Annotated in this window: 11 protein-coding genes and 1 pseudogene; 2 read left to right on the top strand and 10 right to left on the bottom strand. The window is 72.3% G+C overall.

The window, feature by feature from the left end:
- Positions 1-64: 64 nt before the first annotated feature.
- From ACOPJ3_RS01975 to ACOPJ3_RS01940, 8 genes and pseudogenes are all read right to left on the bottom strand, one after another.
- The gene (locus ACOPJ3_RS01975; protein ID WP_427870151.1) at positions 65-4,642 is read right to left on the bottom strand and encodes an FtsK/SpoIIIE domain-containing protein; all 4,578 of its coding nucleotides are present in this window, start codon (positions 4,640-4,642) and stop codon (positions 65-67) included.
- A 224-nt stretch (positions 4,643-4,866) separates the two neighbouring features.
- Positions 4,867-6,462, bottom strand: a complete 1,596-nt coding sequence (gene mftF / locus ACOPJ3_RS01970; protein WP_427870150.1) for a mycofactocin biosynthesis glycosyltransferase MftF — start codon at positions 6,460-6,462, stop codon at positions 4,867-4,869.
- A 56-nt stretch (positions 6,463-6,518) separates the two neighbouring features.
- Positions 6,519-7,793, bottom strand: a complete 1,275-nt coding sequence (mftD, locus tag ACOPJ3_RS01965; protein WP_427870149.1) for a pre-mycofactocin synthase MftD — start codon at positions 7,791-7,793, stop codon at positions 6,519-6,521.
- A gap of 130 nt (positions 7,794-7,923) precedes the next feature.
- The gene (locus ACOPJ3_RS01960) at positions 7,924-8,778 is read right to left on the bottom strand and encodes a vWA domain-containing protein (RefSeq protein ID WP_427870148.1); all 855 of its coding nucleotides are present in this window, start codon (positions 8,776-8,778) and stop codon (positions 7,924-7,926) included.
- Between the two features lie 135 nt (positions 8,779-8,913).
- Positions 8,914-9,909 carry an AAA family ATPase gene (locus ACOPJ3_RS01955; protein ID WP_427870147.1) on the bottom strand — a complete coding sequence of 332 codons (996 nt, stop codon included), beginning with the start codon at positions 9,907-9,909 and terminating at the stop codon, positions 8,914-8,916.
- 14 nt (positions 9,910-9,923) lie between these two features.
- Positions 9,924-10,766 carry a mycofactocin-coupled SDR family oxidoreductase gene (locus ACOPJ3_RS01950; RefSeq protein ID WP_427870146.1) on the bottom strand — a complete coding sequence of 281 codons (843 nt, stop codon included), beginning with the start codon at positions 10,764-10,766 and terminating at the stop codon, positions 9,924-9,926.
- Positions 10,767-10,784: 18 nt separating this feature from the next.
- On the bottom strand, positions 10,785-11,612 hold the full coding sequence (locus ACOPJ3_RS01945; RefSeq protein ID WP_427870145.1) for a mycofactocin-coupled SDR family oxidoreductase: 828 nt from the start codon (positions 11,610-11,612) through the stop codon (positions 10,785-10,787).
- A 108-nt stretch (positions 11,613-11,720) separates the two neighbouring features.
- Positions 11,721-12,545: pseudogene (locus ACOPJ3_RS01940) on the bottom strand (mycofactocin-coupled SDR family oxidoreductase).
- Positions 12,546-12,773: 228 nt separating this feature from the next.
- Between ACOPJ3_RS01940 and mftR the strand changes: the two are divergent.
- Both mftR and ACOPJ3_RS01930 read left to right on the top strand, forming a co-directional pair.
- Entirely contained in the window at positions 12,774-13,415 is a 642-nt protein-coding gene (gene mftR / locus ACOPJ3_RS01935) for a mycofactocin system transcriptional regulator (protein WP_427870144.1), read from the top strand.
- Positions 13,412-15,076 carry a GMC family oxidoreductase N-terminal domain-containing protein gene (locus ACOPJ3_RS01930; protein WP_427870143.1) on the top strand — a complete coding sequence of 555 codons (1,665 nt, stop codon included), beginning with the start codon at positions 13,412-13,414 and terminating at the stop codon, positions 15,074-15,076. The genes mftR and ACOPJ3_RS01930 overlap by 4 nt, the downstream gene beginning before the upstream one ends.
- An 84-nt stretch (positions 15,077-15,160) precedes the next feature.
- Here ACOPJ3_RS01930 and ACOPJ3_RS01925 read toward each other — a convergent pair whose 3' ends face one another.
- Together ACOPJ3_RS01925 and ACOPJ3_RS01920 are read right to left on the bottom strand one after the other, a co-directional pair.
- The gene (locus ACOPJ3_RS01925; protein ID WP_427870142.1) at positions 15,161-15,808 is read right to left on the bottom strand and encodes a response regulator; all 648 of its coding nucleotides are present in this window, start codon (positions 15,806-15,808) and stop codon (positions 15,161-15,163) included.
- 207 nt (positions 15,809-16,015) lie between these two features.
- Positions 16,016-16,147, bottom strand: a complete 132-nt coding sequence (locus ACOPJ3_RS01920) for a carbohydrate-binding protein (RefSeq protein ID WP_427870141.1) — start codon at positions 16,145-16,147, stop codon at positions 16,016-16,018.
- Positions 16,148-16,340: the final 193 nt, after the last annotated feature.

The raw sequence follows: 16,340 nt of genomic DNA, 5'->3' as shown, positions 1-16,340 counted from the left end.
GGCTGGATCCCCAGCGTAGTCCTCGCCTCGGACATTGACGGATTCACCTCGCAGAAACCCCAGTTCACGCCGCACGCACCGGCGTCTCCGGAAGCGCAACGTGCACACCGGACATGCGGCCCCCTTCGAGCAGGTACCCGCGGCCGGGAGGGAAGTCTGCCCGTCGCGCGTGCGTGAACGGCGTGGCGAGCACGCTCGGGGTATCGTTCGCGTCCGGCTGCAGCGCGAGTGCCCAGCGCGCACCGCGGAGCGCAGCCGCGATCTCCCACACGGCCCCGAGGGTCGCGTTCTCCCCCTCGACGATGGCGGTGGTCTCGCCCGTCCGCAGGGCCTTGAGCAGCGCAGCGAGCCTCTGCTCATCCCCCGTTCCTTCGAAGCCGCCGACGTCCTCCACCACGATGACCCTGCGCCCGCGCACCGCAGATCGGCCTGCCGGGGCTCGCGCCCCGGGCCCCGCCGCCGCCGGACTCTGCGCTTCGGAGCCGCCGTGCGGGCCGAAGGCCTGAGCCAGCGCCTCGATCATGCTCGTCCGCTCATCCGGCGCATCGGCGACTGCCGCCCACAGCGGAAGGTCACGCAGCGCCGAACGTCGCGGGGCGAGGAGGACCGCCTCGAACTGAGGCTCTGATCGCGCGAGCGCACTCAGCAGCGTGCGGAGGGCGGTCGTGCGCCCCGAGCCCGCCGGCCCGGTCACGAGCGCGAGCCCTGATCGCGGCACGGCCACCGGTTCGAGGCGCACGGTGTCGACCCCGAACGGCGCCCTGCCGTCCGCCGCCGGCCCGAGCCCGTCAAGCGAGAGCGCGAGCGGCAGCGGCGGCACGCGCGTCGCCTGCACGGCTCCCTGCCGACGCATCTCCCCGCCGATCGCCTCGAGCGCCGCGTCGATCTCGACGGCCTCTCCGCTCACTCCCGGCAGCGCGAGCTGGAGTTCCTTCCGGTCCCCCACACGCACGGCGCGGCCGGGTCCCGCTCGCTCATCGGCGTCGGAGGGGACGCCGAGCACGCGAGCCTCCTCCGCCGACGCCTGGGCGAGCGCGAAGCGATCGGGAAAGTGCGCCGCAAGCGATGCGGGGAGGCCGTTGGATCGCTCCACGGTGACCCCCACGAGCACCCGGGCGGCGCGCCCCGCGGCGGCGATCCGCACGAGCCGTGCGACCGGATCCGCCCCGCCCCCGAGGTGCTCGTGCGCATCCCGGAACGCGGCGATCCCGTCCACGAGCAGGAGCAGTGGCGCTTCTCTCGCCCCCTCCGCCGCGTGTGCTCGTCGGGCGATCACCTCCTCCACGAGCCCCAGCACACGCACCATGCGGTCGCGGTCGCCGCTCTCACCACCCGGCACGATCTCGCCCGTGTTCGGAAGCCTCGACAGCGCCCCGAGCCGGCCGCCAGCGCAGTCGATCCCGTATACGGCGGCACCCGGAGCCTCTTTGATCGCCGCCGTGACCAGGGTGAAGAGCGCCGTCGTTTTCCCGCTCCCCACGCCACCGAAGAACGCCACGTTGCCGCCGGCGAGGTCGATCCACAGCGGCCGCTGTGCCTGACTTTCCGGCTCGTCCTGCAGCCCGATGACCACGCGCTGGCCGCGCGACCCGTCCCGCACGCCGGCGCCAGCGCTGGGCCCATCATGCGCTCCGAGGTCCGGCGGACGCAGGAGCGGCGATCCGAGCGGCAACACCTCCGGGAGTTCGTCGAGCCACGGCCGGCGCGGCTTCCTCGTGCGCGCGAGCCGGGCGGCCCGGGCGATGGTGCGGGCGAGCACCTCGATGTCGCGGGGCCTCGCGCGCGCGGTCGTGGGCGCGCGCCGGATCTCGGGAACCAGCGACCACGCGGCGCGCTCCCCGAAACCGAGCTCTCGCACCTCGACGATTTCGACGGCGGTCGCTCCGGCCCGTCCCCCCAGATAGGCCGCCTGGAAGTGCGCGGGACCACCGGCCCCGATCCTGAGCGCCGCCCGCCCCGGAATCTCCGGGGGGAAGCCCGCCGCGTCATCGGCGCCGAGCACGTCTCGGCTGTCCGCAGTGTCCGACATCCGCAGCGCCACACGGATGCTCGTGTTCGCGCGCAGGTTCTCCTTGATCACGCCGGCTGGGCGCTGCGTCGCCATGATCAGGTGGAGTCCGAGCGAGCGTCCGCGCTGCGCAACATCGATGACGCCGTCGACGAACTCCGGCACCTCGCGGACGAGGGCCGCGAACTCATCAATGACGATCACGAGCGCTGCCGGCGCATCCCGGTCACCCCTGCGCTCGAGCGCCTCGAGGTCTTTGGCCCCGCGATCGGCCAGGATTTCCTCGCGGCGGCGCAGTTCGGCCCGGAGAGAGGTGAGGACTCGGCGCGCGAGCCTCGGGGTGAGGTCGGTCACGAGCCCGACGGCGTGCGGCACACCGACGCAGTCGGCGAAGGCCGCACCGCCCTTGTAGTCCACAAGCAGGAAGTTCACCCGGTCGGGCGCGTACCGGGCGGCGAGCGACATGATCCACGTCTGCAGAAACTCGGACTTGCCCGATCCCGTCGTGCCGCCGACCAGCGCGTGCGGCCCGTGCGCCCTGAGGTCGATCTCGACGGGCCCCGTGGCGCCCTGCCCGATCACCGCGGCGAGCCCGCCGGAAGCGCGCTCCGCGCCCGGCACCCACTCGGCGACCAGGCTGTCGGTGTCCCGCCACTCGCGCAGGATCGCCTCGGCAGAGCCGAGGATGTCGGCGTGACGGAGCCTCGCGAGCCCGATGCTGCGCGGCAGGTCTGTTGCGTCGCGCGGCCTCGCACCCGCGTCGACGATGGGCGCGAGCGCGCGGGCGAACACCTCCGCGGCGGCCAGTTCCAGCGCCTCGGCCGCATCGAGCTCCACGACCTCGCCGTCGCGCACGCGGTGGACGCGCCTCGCCTCCTGCCCCACCTCGAGCACCGTGCGGCACGCAGCGGGCAGGGCAGCGGGTGTCGCCGCCACCCAGAGGACGTGCACCCCGGCATCGGGCCCGCGCTCGGCAAGCGCAACGAGCCGGGCGAGGTCGACGGGCGCAGCTTCGAGCACGAGCACGACGACTGCCGGCCCGACGGGTCGCCGTTCCTGCCCCCGGTCGGCGGCAAGCCCCTCCAGCGCTGCGAGCAATCGAGTCGCGCTCTCGGGGTCGGCCGCGAGGTGCGGCCCCGGGAGCGGACTGAACGCCGACCCGGCGTGCGGCACCCAGGCGAGCCAGCCCCAGTCACGCTCGGCCCGCGTTGAGGGCGCGAACGCCCCGATCACGAGGTCGGCCGGCGAGTGCAGAGCGAGCAGCTGCACGAGCACTGCCCGCGCAGCCGGCCAGGCCCACGACTCCGGGCCCGCGATCCCGAGCGAACCACAGCGCGCAAAGTCCTCGATGAGCGGCACGCCGTCGACGCGCGCGTACGCCACGCGCACCCGTTCGATCTCGTCCCATCCAGGACCGGAGCCCCGCCCGCGCGGGGGCGGCCGCACGCGCTGACGGCTCGGCAGCCGCGCCTCGCCGAGCCTGACCTGGAGAAACTGCCCGTGCTCTCGCCGTCGCGACCACAGGCGCGCGCCGCCGCTGGCGGGCAGCGCGGCGAGTTCTTGCGCGCCAGGCGCCTCCGCCGCGCGGGCCGTGCGCTCGGCGTCCGCCCGAGCGGCGAGCTGCCGCTCCGCGGCACGCAGCGCCCTCGCGAACTCCCGCTGACTCGCGCGATGCGCCCGGCGCCTCGTCGCCCTGCCGTCGAACCACGAACCCAGCAGCATGAGCGGCGACAGCGCGACGAACACCAGGCTGAGCGTCGAACGCGTCGTGAGGAACAGGATCAGCCCCATGATCAGGGGAGCAACAAGCGCGATGAGCGGCGCCCTCGCAGGATCTGGCGGGTCGGGCGGCTCCGAGAGCTCGAGCTCCTCCGGAGCGTAGACGGGCTCGACGAGCGGGGCCGGGAGATGCGCGACGCCGCACGCGGGCCCGGGCGCGGGCGGGCCCGCGGATCCGGCGCTCAGCGGTCGAGCCGCAGGCACTCGCCCCTCGGGCATCAGGGCTGGCGGCGCGACCTCGACCCTGACGGGCACGGCCCCGATCTCCACGACGGCGGTGGCGGCGATCCGGATCCGCCCGCCCTCGCTTGGCACGCGGCCGCCCTCGGCGTCGATCAGCGCGATGCCGTTCGCCGAGCCGAGGTCCTCGATTTCGATCGCGCCTCCTACCCGCCTGATCACGGCGTGGCGGCGCGAGACCTCGGGGTCGTGCAGCTCGATCCGGTTACCGCGCTCGCGCCCGATCCCGCACTCCGGTCCCGCTGCGAGAAAACGCACCCCGCGCTGGGCGCCGCCGAGCACGGTCAGGAGCGCGGTGGGCGGTCGCGCCCGCGGGCCCGCGCCGGCGTAGGTCTCGAGCACGGGCTCGACGGTGCAGCCGGAGACGAGTCCGGCGGAGGCAATCGTGTCGCCGGCGTCGAGGATGAGCGTGCCGCCTGGCAGTGTGACGCGCAGCGTCAGCGTGGCCTGCCGATGCGTCGCGAAGGGGAGCAGCCTGGGGTGCCCGATCCCGCCCCTGACCAGGGCGCGAGCAAGCTCCCCTACGGGCTGGGTGACGTCGATGGTGAGCCCGACGTTGCGCAGGCGACGGCGCGCACCGTCGACGTACTCGACGACCGAAACGCGCAGCTGCATGGGCCCTCCCGAGGAACGTGGGTCGCCAGACTACTCGCCCCTCCGCCTCTCACACAGAGTTATCCACACCCCAACGGGCCCCACCCCGCAGCGCTCACAGAGACTTCTGCACCCGTCGAGCCCAGATGCCCAAATTCTTGAAGTTGAGTGCAGAACTCAGTTGCAACGCAGCGCCGCAAGCCGCCCCCGCCCGCCGCACCCACAGCCAACTCACAACTCACAACTCACACCTCGGCGGCCTGCGGCCCCGCCTGCATCGACGCGCCGGCGCCCGTCTTCGGCCAAAACGGGATCCGCACCCGCGGCGTCACGACCCCCGGCACGCGCTTCCGGATCGCGTTCCGGATCACGCCGGAGCCGTAGGAGGCGTCGTCGAGCAGGCGCAGCGCGAGGCTCTTCACCGGCCCGAGCCTCGTCGGCCTGAGCAGGTGATCCCGCACCGGCTCCCACATCATCGCGCAGGCGACGCCGCGCGCGAGCCGCGAGAACGGCGTCAGTGCGAGCACGGCCCACCCGACAGGCCACCAGTCGCGCCGGAGCAGGTGCCCCATCCAGAACGCGTCGGACCACAGCGACCGTCCCGTCATCTCGATTGCGACGGAGACCGGGAATTCCTTGCCCAGGATCCGGCGCTGGCGCGCGAACTCGTAGACCGCGATCGGCAGCGCGAGCGCGCGCACCCAGCGGCGCTTGTTCGAGAGCACGGCGACCATCGCGAGGCCGGAGAGCGAGGGCTGCGCCGGCGTCAGGCGACCCGGGTGCCTGCGCTCCAGGTCAGCAGCGGAGGTGCCGTACATCGAGCGCCGCTCGCTGAAGTCCTTGAGCGCGGTGCGGACCTCGTGGTGGTTCACGACGTCCGGCACGTAGCGCACGGTCCAGCCGGCCTCGTGCATCCGCCAGAACAGGTCGACGTCCTCGCCCACCCGCATGCCGGGGTCGAAGGGCGGATCCGTGACGGCGCTTCGCCGCACGATGACGGACGCGCTCGGCAGCCAGCCCACCGGCACCCCGTAGACGACCCGGCTCGGATCCGGTCCCATATCGAGCTCCGATCGGGTCTCCTCGTAGAGCTCGATCGCAGAGCCGCCCTCGATCCGGGGCCGCACGCGCGGCCCGAGCGCGCCGACGAGCGGGTCGTCGAAGAGCGGCCGCAGCCGCGCGGCCCAGCCGGGCGAGGCCGTGACGTCGGCGTCGAGGAAGCCGACGAAGGGCGCTGTCGTCGCGGCGAAGCCGTCGCTGCGCGCGGCCCCGGGGCCGCCGTTCGTGTCGCGCACGATGAGCTTCGCGCCGTGCGCCTTCGCCGCCTTCCGGATCCGCGCGGCGTCCTGCCGGGGCGAGGCGTCGTCGACGACCGTCACCCTGAGCCCCTGGCCGTCGAGCGAGGCGAGGCAGCGCTCGAGCTGCTCCGCGTGGCGGTACACGGGGATGACGATCTCAATGTCGTCAACTCCCGCGGCACCGCCGGCGCCCGCGGCACCCCCGGCGCCCGCGACACCGACACCCTCACCGACCCCGAGCGGCAGCGGATCGGCGATCCCCCGGTCAAGCAGGAAGAGCGCGGCCTCCCGCTCCGCCGGGGTCTCGGCCGTGATCCCGCGCCGATTCGCGGCGAAGAGCCGCCGCGCGAAGGGCAGGAAGCGGCTCGGGATCCGGGTCACGAGCCACGGCGAGCCGCCGATCGTGACCTTGCCCGAGCGGAAGGCCACGCCCGAGGTCCAGGCGAGCGGCACGCGCGACGTGAACTCGCCGCGACCGGGCGGATCGACGGGAGGCTGCGGATACGGCGGGCCCCAGGGCACCGCGGAACCAGCTGAGGTCATGCGGATCGAGTCTCCTTCGGAGGTCACAGGCCAGGCGTCGTCGCGGCGCTGCCAGCCTACTGCTCGGCGCCCTTCGCCCCGCGGGAGGCCGAGGGCCTGCGCTGGTGCGAGAGGTCGAGCTCCGTGTGCCCCGGAATGTCGTCGACGCCGAGCACGCGCTCGAAGTTCTCGGGGATGTAGAGATCCGCGCGGCTGAGATCCGCGATTGAGGAGTGTCCGAGCCCGGTCAGCGCCGAATCGAGCCCCATGCGGAGCAGGTCGAGCACGTTCTCGACCCCGGCCTGCCCGTTCGCGCCGAGCCCCCACAGGTAGGCGCGGCCAATCATGACGGCGCGGGCCCCCAGCGCGAGCGCCTTCGCGACGTCGCCGCCCCGCCGCACGCCGCCGTCGAGCAGCACCTCGATCTGGTCGCCCACCGCGTCGACAATCGGGCCGAGGCACCGGATCGAGGCGGGGGTCGTGTCGAGGTTGTTGCCGCCGTGATTCGACACGGAGAGGCCGTCCGCGCCCATGTCGACGGCGCGCTTCGCGTCGTCGATCCGCGTGATTCCCTTGACGAGGAACGGGCCGCCCCACTGTTCGCGCAGCCAGGCGAGGTCCTCCCAGCTCGGCGGCGGGGTCTGCGTCCACTCGCCGTAACCACCGAAGAAGGTCGGCGCCGGCCCGTCCGCCGGCTTCAGATTGGGCGCGGTGAGATCCGGAAGCCCCGATCGCAGCCACTCGAGCGTCCACTTCGGCCGGATGATCCCCTCGGGTGCCATCTTGATGATGGCGGCGAGGTCCATGCGCTCCGGGATCGCCGGGCTCCCCCAGTCGCGACCGACGGAGAAGGACCAGTCGGTCGTCGTGATCAGCGCCTTCGCCCCCGCGGCGCGCGCCCGCTCCATGCGCGCGAGGATCGCGTCCTTTGAACCGGTCCAGTACAGCTGGAAGAACGTGTTCTCGTTGGCCGCCGCGACCTCCTCGACGGGCTTCGACGCGAACGAGCTGAGCCCGATGATCGTGCCCCGCGAGGCGGCCGCCTTCGCGACGGCGACCTCGCCCTCCGGCCGGATCGCCTGCACGCCGGTCGGCGCGATCATGACGGGCATCGACACCGGGATCCCGAGGATCGTCGTCGCCATGTCGCGCTGCGCGCGGTGCCCCGCGACGAGCGGCGCGAACTCCAGTTCAGCGAACGCATCGGTGTTGTCGCGAGGGGTCGCCCCGCGCTCGGAGCCGGCGACGAGCGCCGAATAGACGGACGGCGGCAGGAACGCCTTCGCGCGGCGCTGCGCCTCACGAACGGACTCGAACCAGGGGTTTCTTCCCCAGGGCCACAGGTTCAACATGCGGTTCTCGCTTTCATCCTTGAAGAGCCGGGGGTGCATGCGGGCGAACCCATCACGCCCGGACCACCGGCGACGCTTTCACCGCCTCCAGTATATTGACACCCGGTGTCATAAGTGAAGGGGCAGCCCCTCACCACCCGAAGATCGCGCTGAGCGCCCCCGGCACGTCGCGGTGGCTCCGGATCACGTGGCACGTGCCGCGCCCGCGCGAGGCGAGCTCCCTGCCGAGCTCGACGTCCTTCTCGCCGCTCGCGTCGAGCAGCACGTCGAGCCGCGGGAGCCGCGCCGCGAAGGACCTCGGATCCGGACCCGCGTTGTGCACGCAGTCGGAGAGCAGGATCACCCGCGCCTCGCGCGCCGGCACCTGCGCGAGCTGCCGCGCCGCGACCTCGAGGGGGAACGCCACGTTCGTGAGGCCGCGGGCCGGGATCCTGAGGATCTGATCGAGCAGCTCCATGGGCTGCACGGGCGAGCCGAGCTCGAGCAGCACGGCGGCGTCCGACCAGAAGGCGACGACCGCGAGCGAGTCGTGCGAGAGCTCGGCCGAGAGCGCACCGACCGTGGCCGCCGCCGTCTTGATCCGCTCGCCTCGCATGGAGCCTGAGACGTCGACGAGCAGCACGACCGAGCGCTTCGTCTGCAGCCGCTCGCGCACGAGGATGTCCTCCTCCTCGGGCACCGGGCGCTCGGCGAGCACCTCGAGCGTCGCATCGAGGTCGACCTCGTCCGAGGCGCCGCGGTAGGGCACGGTCTCGAGCTTGCCGATTCCGCGCACCGCCGAGGCGTCGCGGCGCGGCCGCCGCACCGCGAGCCGCGAGGCGATCTGCCGCGCGAGAGCGCGCACGCGCGGGTCGACGTCGGCCTCCTCCTCGGGCACGCCGAGGAGCGTCGCCTCCTCGTCCGTCTCCCCCGGCGCGATCACCCCGCGCACGCTCGCGGCGCCGGGGTCGCGGGATCCGCCGCCCGGCAGGACCATGCCCTGCATTCCGGGGCGCATCCTCGCGTCGTGCAGCGTCGGGGCCTCGTCGAGCTGCTTCGGCTTGCGCTTCAGCGGCTTGCCGCGGGGCCGCCTCGGACTGTCGGCGTCACGCGTGACGGGCGAGTCGGCCTCGACGGCTCTTCATCCCGGCGCCGCCGCGCTCGGCTGCAGGATGAAGCGGTCCTCCCAGATCTCCCGCAGCACCCGCTCGGGCGTGGTTTCGACCGCCTCGTCGACGTGGATCCTGCCGGAGAGGCCTACCGTCATCGCGTCGTAGAAGAGCTCGGGGTAACGCTCGTCTCCCGGGGCGTCGATCCCGCGCAGCTCGGCGAGCCGCTCGGCGATCATCGCCGTGTCGATCGCGCCGCGCACGCTCGATCCCTGGCGCACGTCGGGGTGCGTGCGGGTCGCGCGCGTCGTCGCGACCGCGTCGCCGACGATCCGCTCGCCGAGCGTCGCCGGATCCGCCCCCGGATCCGCCCCCGGCTCGGCCCCCGGATCCGCCCCGAGCCCGGCCCGCAGCCGCACGATCCGCGCCTCGGCCTCGGCGTCCTGATACCCGATCACGATCCGGTTCAGCCGGTCGTGGATGCTCTGCGACAGCCGCGCCGTGCCGATGTTGTCGTACGGGTTCATCGACGCGACGACCCTGAACGTGGGCAGCGCCTCGATCCTGCCGACGCGCGGCACCGAGATCGCCCGGTCCCCCATCGCCATGAGCAGGGTGTTCATCGTGTCCTCGGGCGCGCGGTTGAGCTCCTCGATGTAGAGGAAGCCGCCCTGCTGCATCGCGTCGACGAGCGGGCCGGGCACGAAGTTCTCTGCAGAGTAGTCCTCGCGCAGCACCTGCGCCGGGTTGTGATGCCCCACGAGCTTCGCCGGCGTGAGGTCCGCGTTCCCCTCGATGAAGAACATCGGGATCCCCCACTCCTGCGTGATCGCCTTCAGGATCGTGGTCTTGCTCGTGCCCGGCGGCCCCTCGAGGAGCAGGTCGCGGCCGGCGGAGACCGCCGCGAGCGCGAGTTCGACCTCGCGCTCGCGGCCGATGACCCGGCTCCGGATCCGCTCGCCCGCCAAGGCGGCCTCGCCCGCCTCGCGGCCAGCGCCGGCGCCAGCGCTAGCGCCGGCTCCGGGCATCCGACCCTCCTCCGTCATTTGATCGTGTACCCCGCGTCGACCTTGAGCTCGTTGCCCGTCACGTAGCGAGCCTCGTCCGACGCCAGGAACAGCACCGCGTTCGAGATGTCGATCGGCTCGACCCACGGCACGGGCAGTGCGTTCGTCGACGCGAAGATCGGCGCGGCCTGCTCGCGCGTCGGGTGCGGAACATCGGGCAGGAACAGGCGGAACGTCGCCTCGTTCTGGATCATGTCGGTGTCGACCCCCGTGGGGTGCACCGTGTTGACCCGCACCCGATACGGCGCGAGCTCGAGCGCGAGCGTGCGCATGATGCCCACGACCGCGTGCTTGCTCGCCGTGTACGCTGCAACGTTCGGCGTGCCCTTGATCCCGGCGGTCGAGCTCGTGATGATGATCGAGCCGCCAGTGTCCTGCTCGATCAGGTGCGGGATCACGGCCTTCGCCGTGTGCCACACACCCGTCTGGTTGACGTCGATCACGTCCTGCCAGTCCTGCTCCGAGACCTCGTGCGTCTTGTCGCCGAACGAGAAGATGCCGGCGTTCGCGGAGACGACGTCGACGTGCCCGAGCTCGGCGATGCCGGCGGAGAGCGCGGCGTCCAGCGCCTCAAAGTCGCGCACGTCGGCCTTCGTGGCCACGATCCGGCGATCCAGCGCCTCCACCTGCCGCACGGTCTCCGCGAGATCCTCCTCCGTCGCCCCCTTATAGAAGCGGCTGATGCTCGGCACCTCCTCGCAGAGATCGACCGCGATGATGTCCGCGCCCTCCTGGGCGAGCCGAATCGCGTGCGACCGCCCCTGCCCGCGCGCCGCGCCCGTGATGAACGCGACCTTTCCCTCAAGCCTTCCAGCCATGATGATGCACTCTCCCTCTTAAATCAGCTGAGCCCCGGCGTCAACCGGGAGCGGGACGCCCGTGATGTACCTGCCCTCGTCCGAGGCGAGGAACAGCAGGGCGTTCGAGATGTCGACGGGCTCGACCCACGGGATCGGGAGCGCGTTCATCGACTGCGACACCTTCGTGAACGCCTCCTTCGAGGGGTCGTCTGGCGAGAACAGCTCGAAGATCGCGTCGTTCATGATCATCGGGGTGTCGACCTGCGTCGGCATGATCGCGTTGACCCGGATCCTGTGCGGCGCAAGCTCGAGCGCGAGCGTGCGCATGAGGCCGACGACGCCGTGCTTCGCCGAGACGTAGTGTCCGACGTTCTGGAAGCCGCGCAGACCGGCCTCCGAGCTCGTGAACACGAGCGCGCCCCCACCCGCGGCCTTCAGGTGAGGGATCGCGGCCTTTGCCGTGCGCCAGACGCCCGCGAGATTCACGTCGAGCATGACGCCCCACTCCTCCTCGGACATCTCGGCGGTCTGCTGAGGCGTGCCCGAGATACCCGCGTTCGCCGAGACGATGTCGAGCCGGCCGAGCTCGGCGACGCCGTCGTCCACAGCCTTCTTCACCTGCGCGAAGTCGCGCACGTCGGCCTTCGTCGCGACGATCCGGCGGTCGAGCGCCTCGACCTGCCGCACGGTCTCGGCGAGATCCGCCTCCGTCGCGGGTTCGACGGGCCCGTTGCCCACCCGCTCGCAGGCGTCGATCGCGATGATGTCGGCGCCCTCCTCGGCGAGCCGGATCGCGTGCGACCGCCCCTGCCCGCGCGCCGCGCCCGTGATGAACGCGACCTTGCCTTCCACTCTTCCAGTCATGGTGTTTCCTACTTCCCCAGATCAGATCCGCGCCGCTTCGAGAGGGTGGCGGCTGGCCTGCGGCGCGTGCCCGGCCAGCCGCGGTGCGCCGCCCTGGGGCGGCGAGGTCTAGTACTGCGTCATACCGCCGTCGACCGCGAGCGCGTGCCCCGTAACCCAGGCCGCGTCCTCCGACGCGAGGAAGAGCACGGCGTTCGAGATCTCGCGCGCGGGCATCATGCCCGGGATCCACTGCGTGAGCATGCCCATGAGCAGGGGGTTCTCCTCGTTTCCGCGGGTGAAGCCGCTGTCCTCGACGCCCATGATCCCCTGTGCCATCGGGGTGTCGACGCCGCCGGGGTGCACGCTGTTGACGCGGATCCCGTCCTTCGCGAGCTCCTGCGCGAACGACTTCGCCATGCCAGTGACCCCGTACTTCGACATGTTGTACGCCATGTTCCACGGCCCGGCCTTCAGCCCGTTCGCCGAGCTCGTGAGCACGATCGAGCCGCCGTTGCCGGCCTCAAGCATCGCGGGGACCGCTGCCATCACGGTGTTCCAGACGCCGATCAGGTTGATGTCGAGGGTCGTCCGCACGATCTCCGGGGTCATGGAGTGTCAGGGGCCGACGATGTCGACGCCAGCGTTGCCGCAGACGATGTCGAGGCGGCCGAGCTCGGCGACGCCGCGCTGCACGACCTCCTTCAGCCGATCCGGATCCCGCACATCGCAGGTTTCCGCGACGATCCGGCGGTCGAGCGCCTCGACCTGGCGCACCGTCTCCTGCAGGTCCTCGGCCGTCGCGGTCGCGTACGGCACCCCCTCGACCTGCGTGTCGATGTCGATCGCGATGATGTCGGCGCCCTCTTCGGCGAGCCGCAGCGCGTGCGCGCGACCCTGCCCGCGGGCCGCGCCCGTGATAAATGCAACCTTGCCAGCAACTCTTCCGGCCATGACTACTCCTCACTACTTCTCGTCCTTGAGATATGCAGCGGATGACCCGTGTCGTGTCGCACCGGATTCCCCGAGGAGCGACGCATGCGGCGGGATGCCACCCGCACTGCCCACCATAGTGGCACTCAGTGCCGTTGGGAAGGGTCCCGGTGTTTTCGCAGGCGGGCTGGCGTTCGAGCCGCGGCGCCGCGGCCGGTAAGCTGCACGGCAGACAGATCGGAGCGGCAGATGGATCCCGAATCGCGCGAGGCACCCGAGATGGCCTCACCCAGCGACGCCGGCGCGTCGCGGGTCGGCAGAGCGCCGGCGACGACTCACGGCGAACTCAGCCACACGGCGCTCACTCTCTTCATGGAGCGCGGCTTCGACGAGGTCACGATGGACGACATCGCGCGCGAGGCCGGCGTCGGCAGGCGCACGCTCTTCCGCTACTTCTCATCCAAGAACGAGCTGCCCTGGGGCGACTTCTCCTCGCTGCTCGTGCGCATGCGCGCCCAGCTCGCGGCCATCGACCCGGAGATCTCCCTGCTCGCGGCCCTGCGCTCGGCGATCAGGGACTTCAACACCTTCCCCGACTCCGAGCTCGACTACCACCGCGGCCGCATGCGGCTGCTCCTCACCGTGCCCTCCCTCAACGCCTACTCGACACTGAAGTACGCGGACTGGCGCGAGGTGATCGCGGAATTCGTGGGGAGCAGGCGGAACGAGCCGGCCGACGGGATCGCCGCCCAGACGATCGCGTGGGCCTGCCTTGGCATGTCGATCGCCTCGTACGAGCGCTGGCTCGACGACGAGAGCGCCGACCTGCTCACCCTGCTCGACGAGGCGTTCATCTCGGCGGAATCCGTCTTCGGACTGCAGGGCGAATGACCGGGCCGCGGCCGATTCGCACCGTGGTGGTCGGGGCGGGCGCCGCGGGCGCACCCCTCGCCGCCCGGCTCGCCGAGGATCCGGGGCGGGAGGTCGTGCTGATCGAGGCGGGGGCCGCAGAGGTTTCTTCGCCTGGATCGCCGCTCCCCCTGCCTCTTTCTTTGCCTCCCGAGCTGCGCGACGGCGGGGCGCTCCGCGGTGCGATGCCGGATCACGCCGCGAACTGGGCGTACCCCGCCGAGCTCCGACCCGGACACGGGACCACGGTCGCGCGCGGGCGGATCCTCGGCGGTTCCGCGGCGATCAACGGCGGCTACTTCGTGCGCGCGACGGCGGCGGACTTCGCACGCTGGGCGGCGGTCGGTGGCCCGGCGTGGGAGCTCGAGCAGGTGCTGCCGCTCCTCCGCGCGCTCGAGCGCGACTGCGATCTTGGGCCGGCGCCCGGGGGCTCGCTCGATTCTGGGCCGGCGCACGGGGGCCCGCCCCTGCATGGCGGCGAGGGACCCGTCGCGGTCTCGCGCCCACCGCAGGGCGCGGCCGCGCGCGCCCTCGTCGCCGCGGCGAGCGCGCTCGGCTTCCCCGCCGAGCCCGACAAGAACGCGTTCGCTGCCCCGGGCGCAGGCCCCGTGCCGTCGAACATCGTGGACGGCGTGCGGGTGAGCCCCGCCGCCGCCTACCTCGGGCGCCTCGATCCCGGGGCCCGCTCGCGGCTCAGGATCCTGGGCGGAACGCGGGTGCTGCGCGTGGAGTTCGCGGGCGGCACCGAAGGAGGCGCGGCGCCGCGGGCCGTCGGCGTCCTGACGAGCTCCGGATCCGTCGCCGCCGACGAGGTCGTGCTCGCCGCAGGCGCGATCGCGACGCCCCAACTCCTCATGCTGAGCGGGGTCGGCCCGGCGGAGCATCTGGCCCGGCACGGCATCGCCTGCGTGCAAGATCTCCCGGTCGGCCTCGAATTCAGCGATCACCCCAACCTCGCGCTCGAGTGGCGCGCGGCGCCCGGCGTCGTCGACTGGGAGGCGGGCTTCGGCTTCCCCGCGGCGCTCAACCTCGACGCGGCCAGGGTCGATCCGGGGCTCGCCTCGCATCCCGAGGGCGACCTCGAGATCCTCCTCACGGCGAAGCCGCTCGGCACGCTCCTGACCGGCGCCCGGCAGGCGCCAGACACCCTGCACCTCATGGTCGCGCTGCAGCAGCACCCCGCCAGCGGCCGGGTGTCGCTCACCTCGGCCGACCCGCTCGCGCCACCGCGCATCGAGTACCGCTACCTGGAGGCAACGGCGGATCGGCGCCGCCTCCGCGCGGGCGTGCGGACGGCCGCCGCGCTGCTCGGATCCGCCCCCTTCGCAGGCATTTCCGAGGGGCTCGTCGACCTCTCGCCGGCCGAGCTCGCCGACGACGCCGCGCTCGACGGCTGGATCCTGTCGCACCTCGGCACCGCCCTCCACACCTGCGGCACGGCGGCGATGGGCCGGGTCGTCGACGGCGAGGGCCGGGTGCTCGGTGTCGCGGGGCTGCGCGTCGCCGACACCTCGATCCTGCCGACCGCACCGCACCGCGGCCCCGCGAACACGGCGGTCCTCATCGGCGAGCTCGTGGCGCGCGCGATGCGCCCGCCCCTGCGCCGTGGCCCAGCGTTCGCAGGGAATTCTGCACTCAGCTAGCCCAGATGCCCAAATTCTTGAAGTTGAACGCCGATCTCCCAGCGAGCGCAGCGCGGGGCGGCGAGCGCAGCGCGCTCGGCCCGCTCAGCGGCGGTTCGCGAACAGCACCGCCTGCACGCGGTCGCGCAGGTGCAGTTTCTTCAGGATCCGCCCGACGTGGGTCTTCACGGTGGACTCCGAGAGCGTGAAGCGCTCCGCGAGCTCCGCGTTATTGAGGCCCTCCCCGATCGCGCCCAGGATCTCGGCCTCGCGCGGCGTGAGCCCCTCGGCTCCGCCACGCACATCGCCCGGGAGCGGGATCCGGCTCGCGAAGCGGTCGAGCATGCGCCGGGTGACACGCGGCGAGATCACGGCCTCTCCCGCGTGCACTGCGCGGATCGCCGCGCACAGCTGCTCGGGCCCCGCGTCCTTCAGGAGGAACCCGCTCGCACCGGCGCGGAGGGCCGCGAACGCGTAGTCATCGACGTCGAACGTGGTGAGCGCGATGACGCGCGACTCCGGGTGGTCTGCGACGATCCGCCTCGTCGCCTGGATCCCGTCGAGGCCGGGCATGCGCAGGTCCATGAGCACGACGTCCGGCAGTGTCTCGCCGGTCATCCGCACGGCGCCACGGCCATCGTCGGCCTCCGCAACCACCAGCATGTCGGCCTCGGCCTCGACCACAAGCCGCAGACCCATGCGCACGAACTCCTGATCATCCGCGATCAGGATCCGGATCCTGCTGTCCGTCACTTCTCGCCGCCCGCGCGCGCTCCAGATCGCGCTGCCGCGGCAGCGCGCGCGTGCACCAGTGCGAAGATGACGATTCCAATCCCAGAGGCCGCCCGGAAGAGGGCACGGCAGACGGAACGCCCCAGCCCCAACCCGGTGAATGAAACTACAACTGTAGTGAATCGGGCTGGGGCGGGGCGCTGGGAATCCGCCGGGCGTGTTCGGCTGTTAGCCGACGCGCTTCCACAGCGAGCGGGCATTGATCCAGCTCGGGTCGCCGCTGCCGCGGTGGGTCTGCACCGCCTCGTAGGTCGCGCCGCGGTGGGTGACGCGGTCACCCTTGGCGTAGGAACCCGTCACTGACCAGGGCTGGAGGCCCCGCTCGGGTGCTGGGGCCGGAGCAAGCTTCGGCGCGACATTTCGGATGCAGTACCGGCGCCCTGAGCCTGGCTCATGCGGTTCTTGACGGTTCCCTCGGAGACACAGAAGGCGACCTCCCCGTTCGGGAATTACGAGCTTTGGAACGGAATGAGCACCTCGCCGAACGGAGCCT

Origin of the sequence: Leucobacter luti (genome assembly GCF_050310065.1) — a bacterium.
GTDB lineage: Bacteria > Actinomycetota > Actinomycetes > Actinomycetales > Microbacteriaceae > Leucobacter > Leucobacter luti_B.
The sequence above is the reverse complement of the archived record's forward strand: the minus strand, read 5'-3'. Positions and strand labels throughout refer to the sequence as shown.

Bases quoted from the DNA above. Each gene is read 5' to 3' on its own strand.
- ACOPJ3_RS01975 (WP_427870151.1), bottom strand. From the start codon at position 4,642: ATGCAGCTGCGCGTTTCGGTCGTCGAGTACGTCGACGGTGCGCGCCGT.
- mftF (WP_427870150.1), bottom strand. From the start codon at position 6,462: ATGACCTCAGCTGGTTCCGCGGTGCCCTGGGGCCCGCCGTATCCGCAG.
- mftD (WP_427870149.1), bottom strand. From the start codon at position 7,793: ATGTTGAACCTGTGGCCCTGGGGAAGAAACCCCTGGTTCGAGTCCGTT.
- ACOPJ3_RS01960 (WP_427870148.1), bottom strand. From the start codon at position 8,778: ATGCAGGGCATGGTCCTGCCGGGCGGCGGATCCCGCGACCCCGGCGCC.
- ACOPJ3_RS01955 (WP_427870147.1), bottom strand. From the start codon at position 9,909: ATGCCCGGAGCCGGCGCTAGCGCTGGCGCCGGCGCTGGCCGCGAGGCG.
- ACOPJ3_RS01950 (WP_427870146.1), bottom strand. From the start codon at position 10,766: ATGGCTGGAAGGCTTGAGGGAAAGGTCGCGTTCATCACGGGCGCGGCG.
- ACOPJ3_RS01945 (WP_427870145.1), bottom strand. From the start codon at position 11,612: ATGACTGGAAGAGTGGAAGGCAAGGTCGCGTTCATCACGGGCGCGGCG.
- mftR (WP_427870144.1), top strand. From the start codon at position 12,774: ATGGATCCCGAATCGCGCGAGGCACCCGAGATGGCCTCACCCAGCGAC.
- ACOPJ3_RS01930 (WP_427870143.1), top strand. From the start codon at position 13,412: ATGACCGGGCCGCGGCCGATTCGCACCGTGGTGGTCGGGGCGGGCGCC.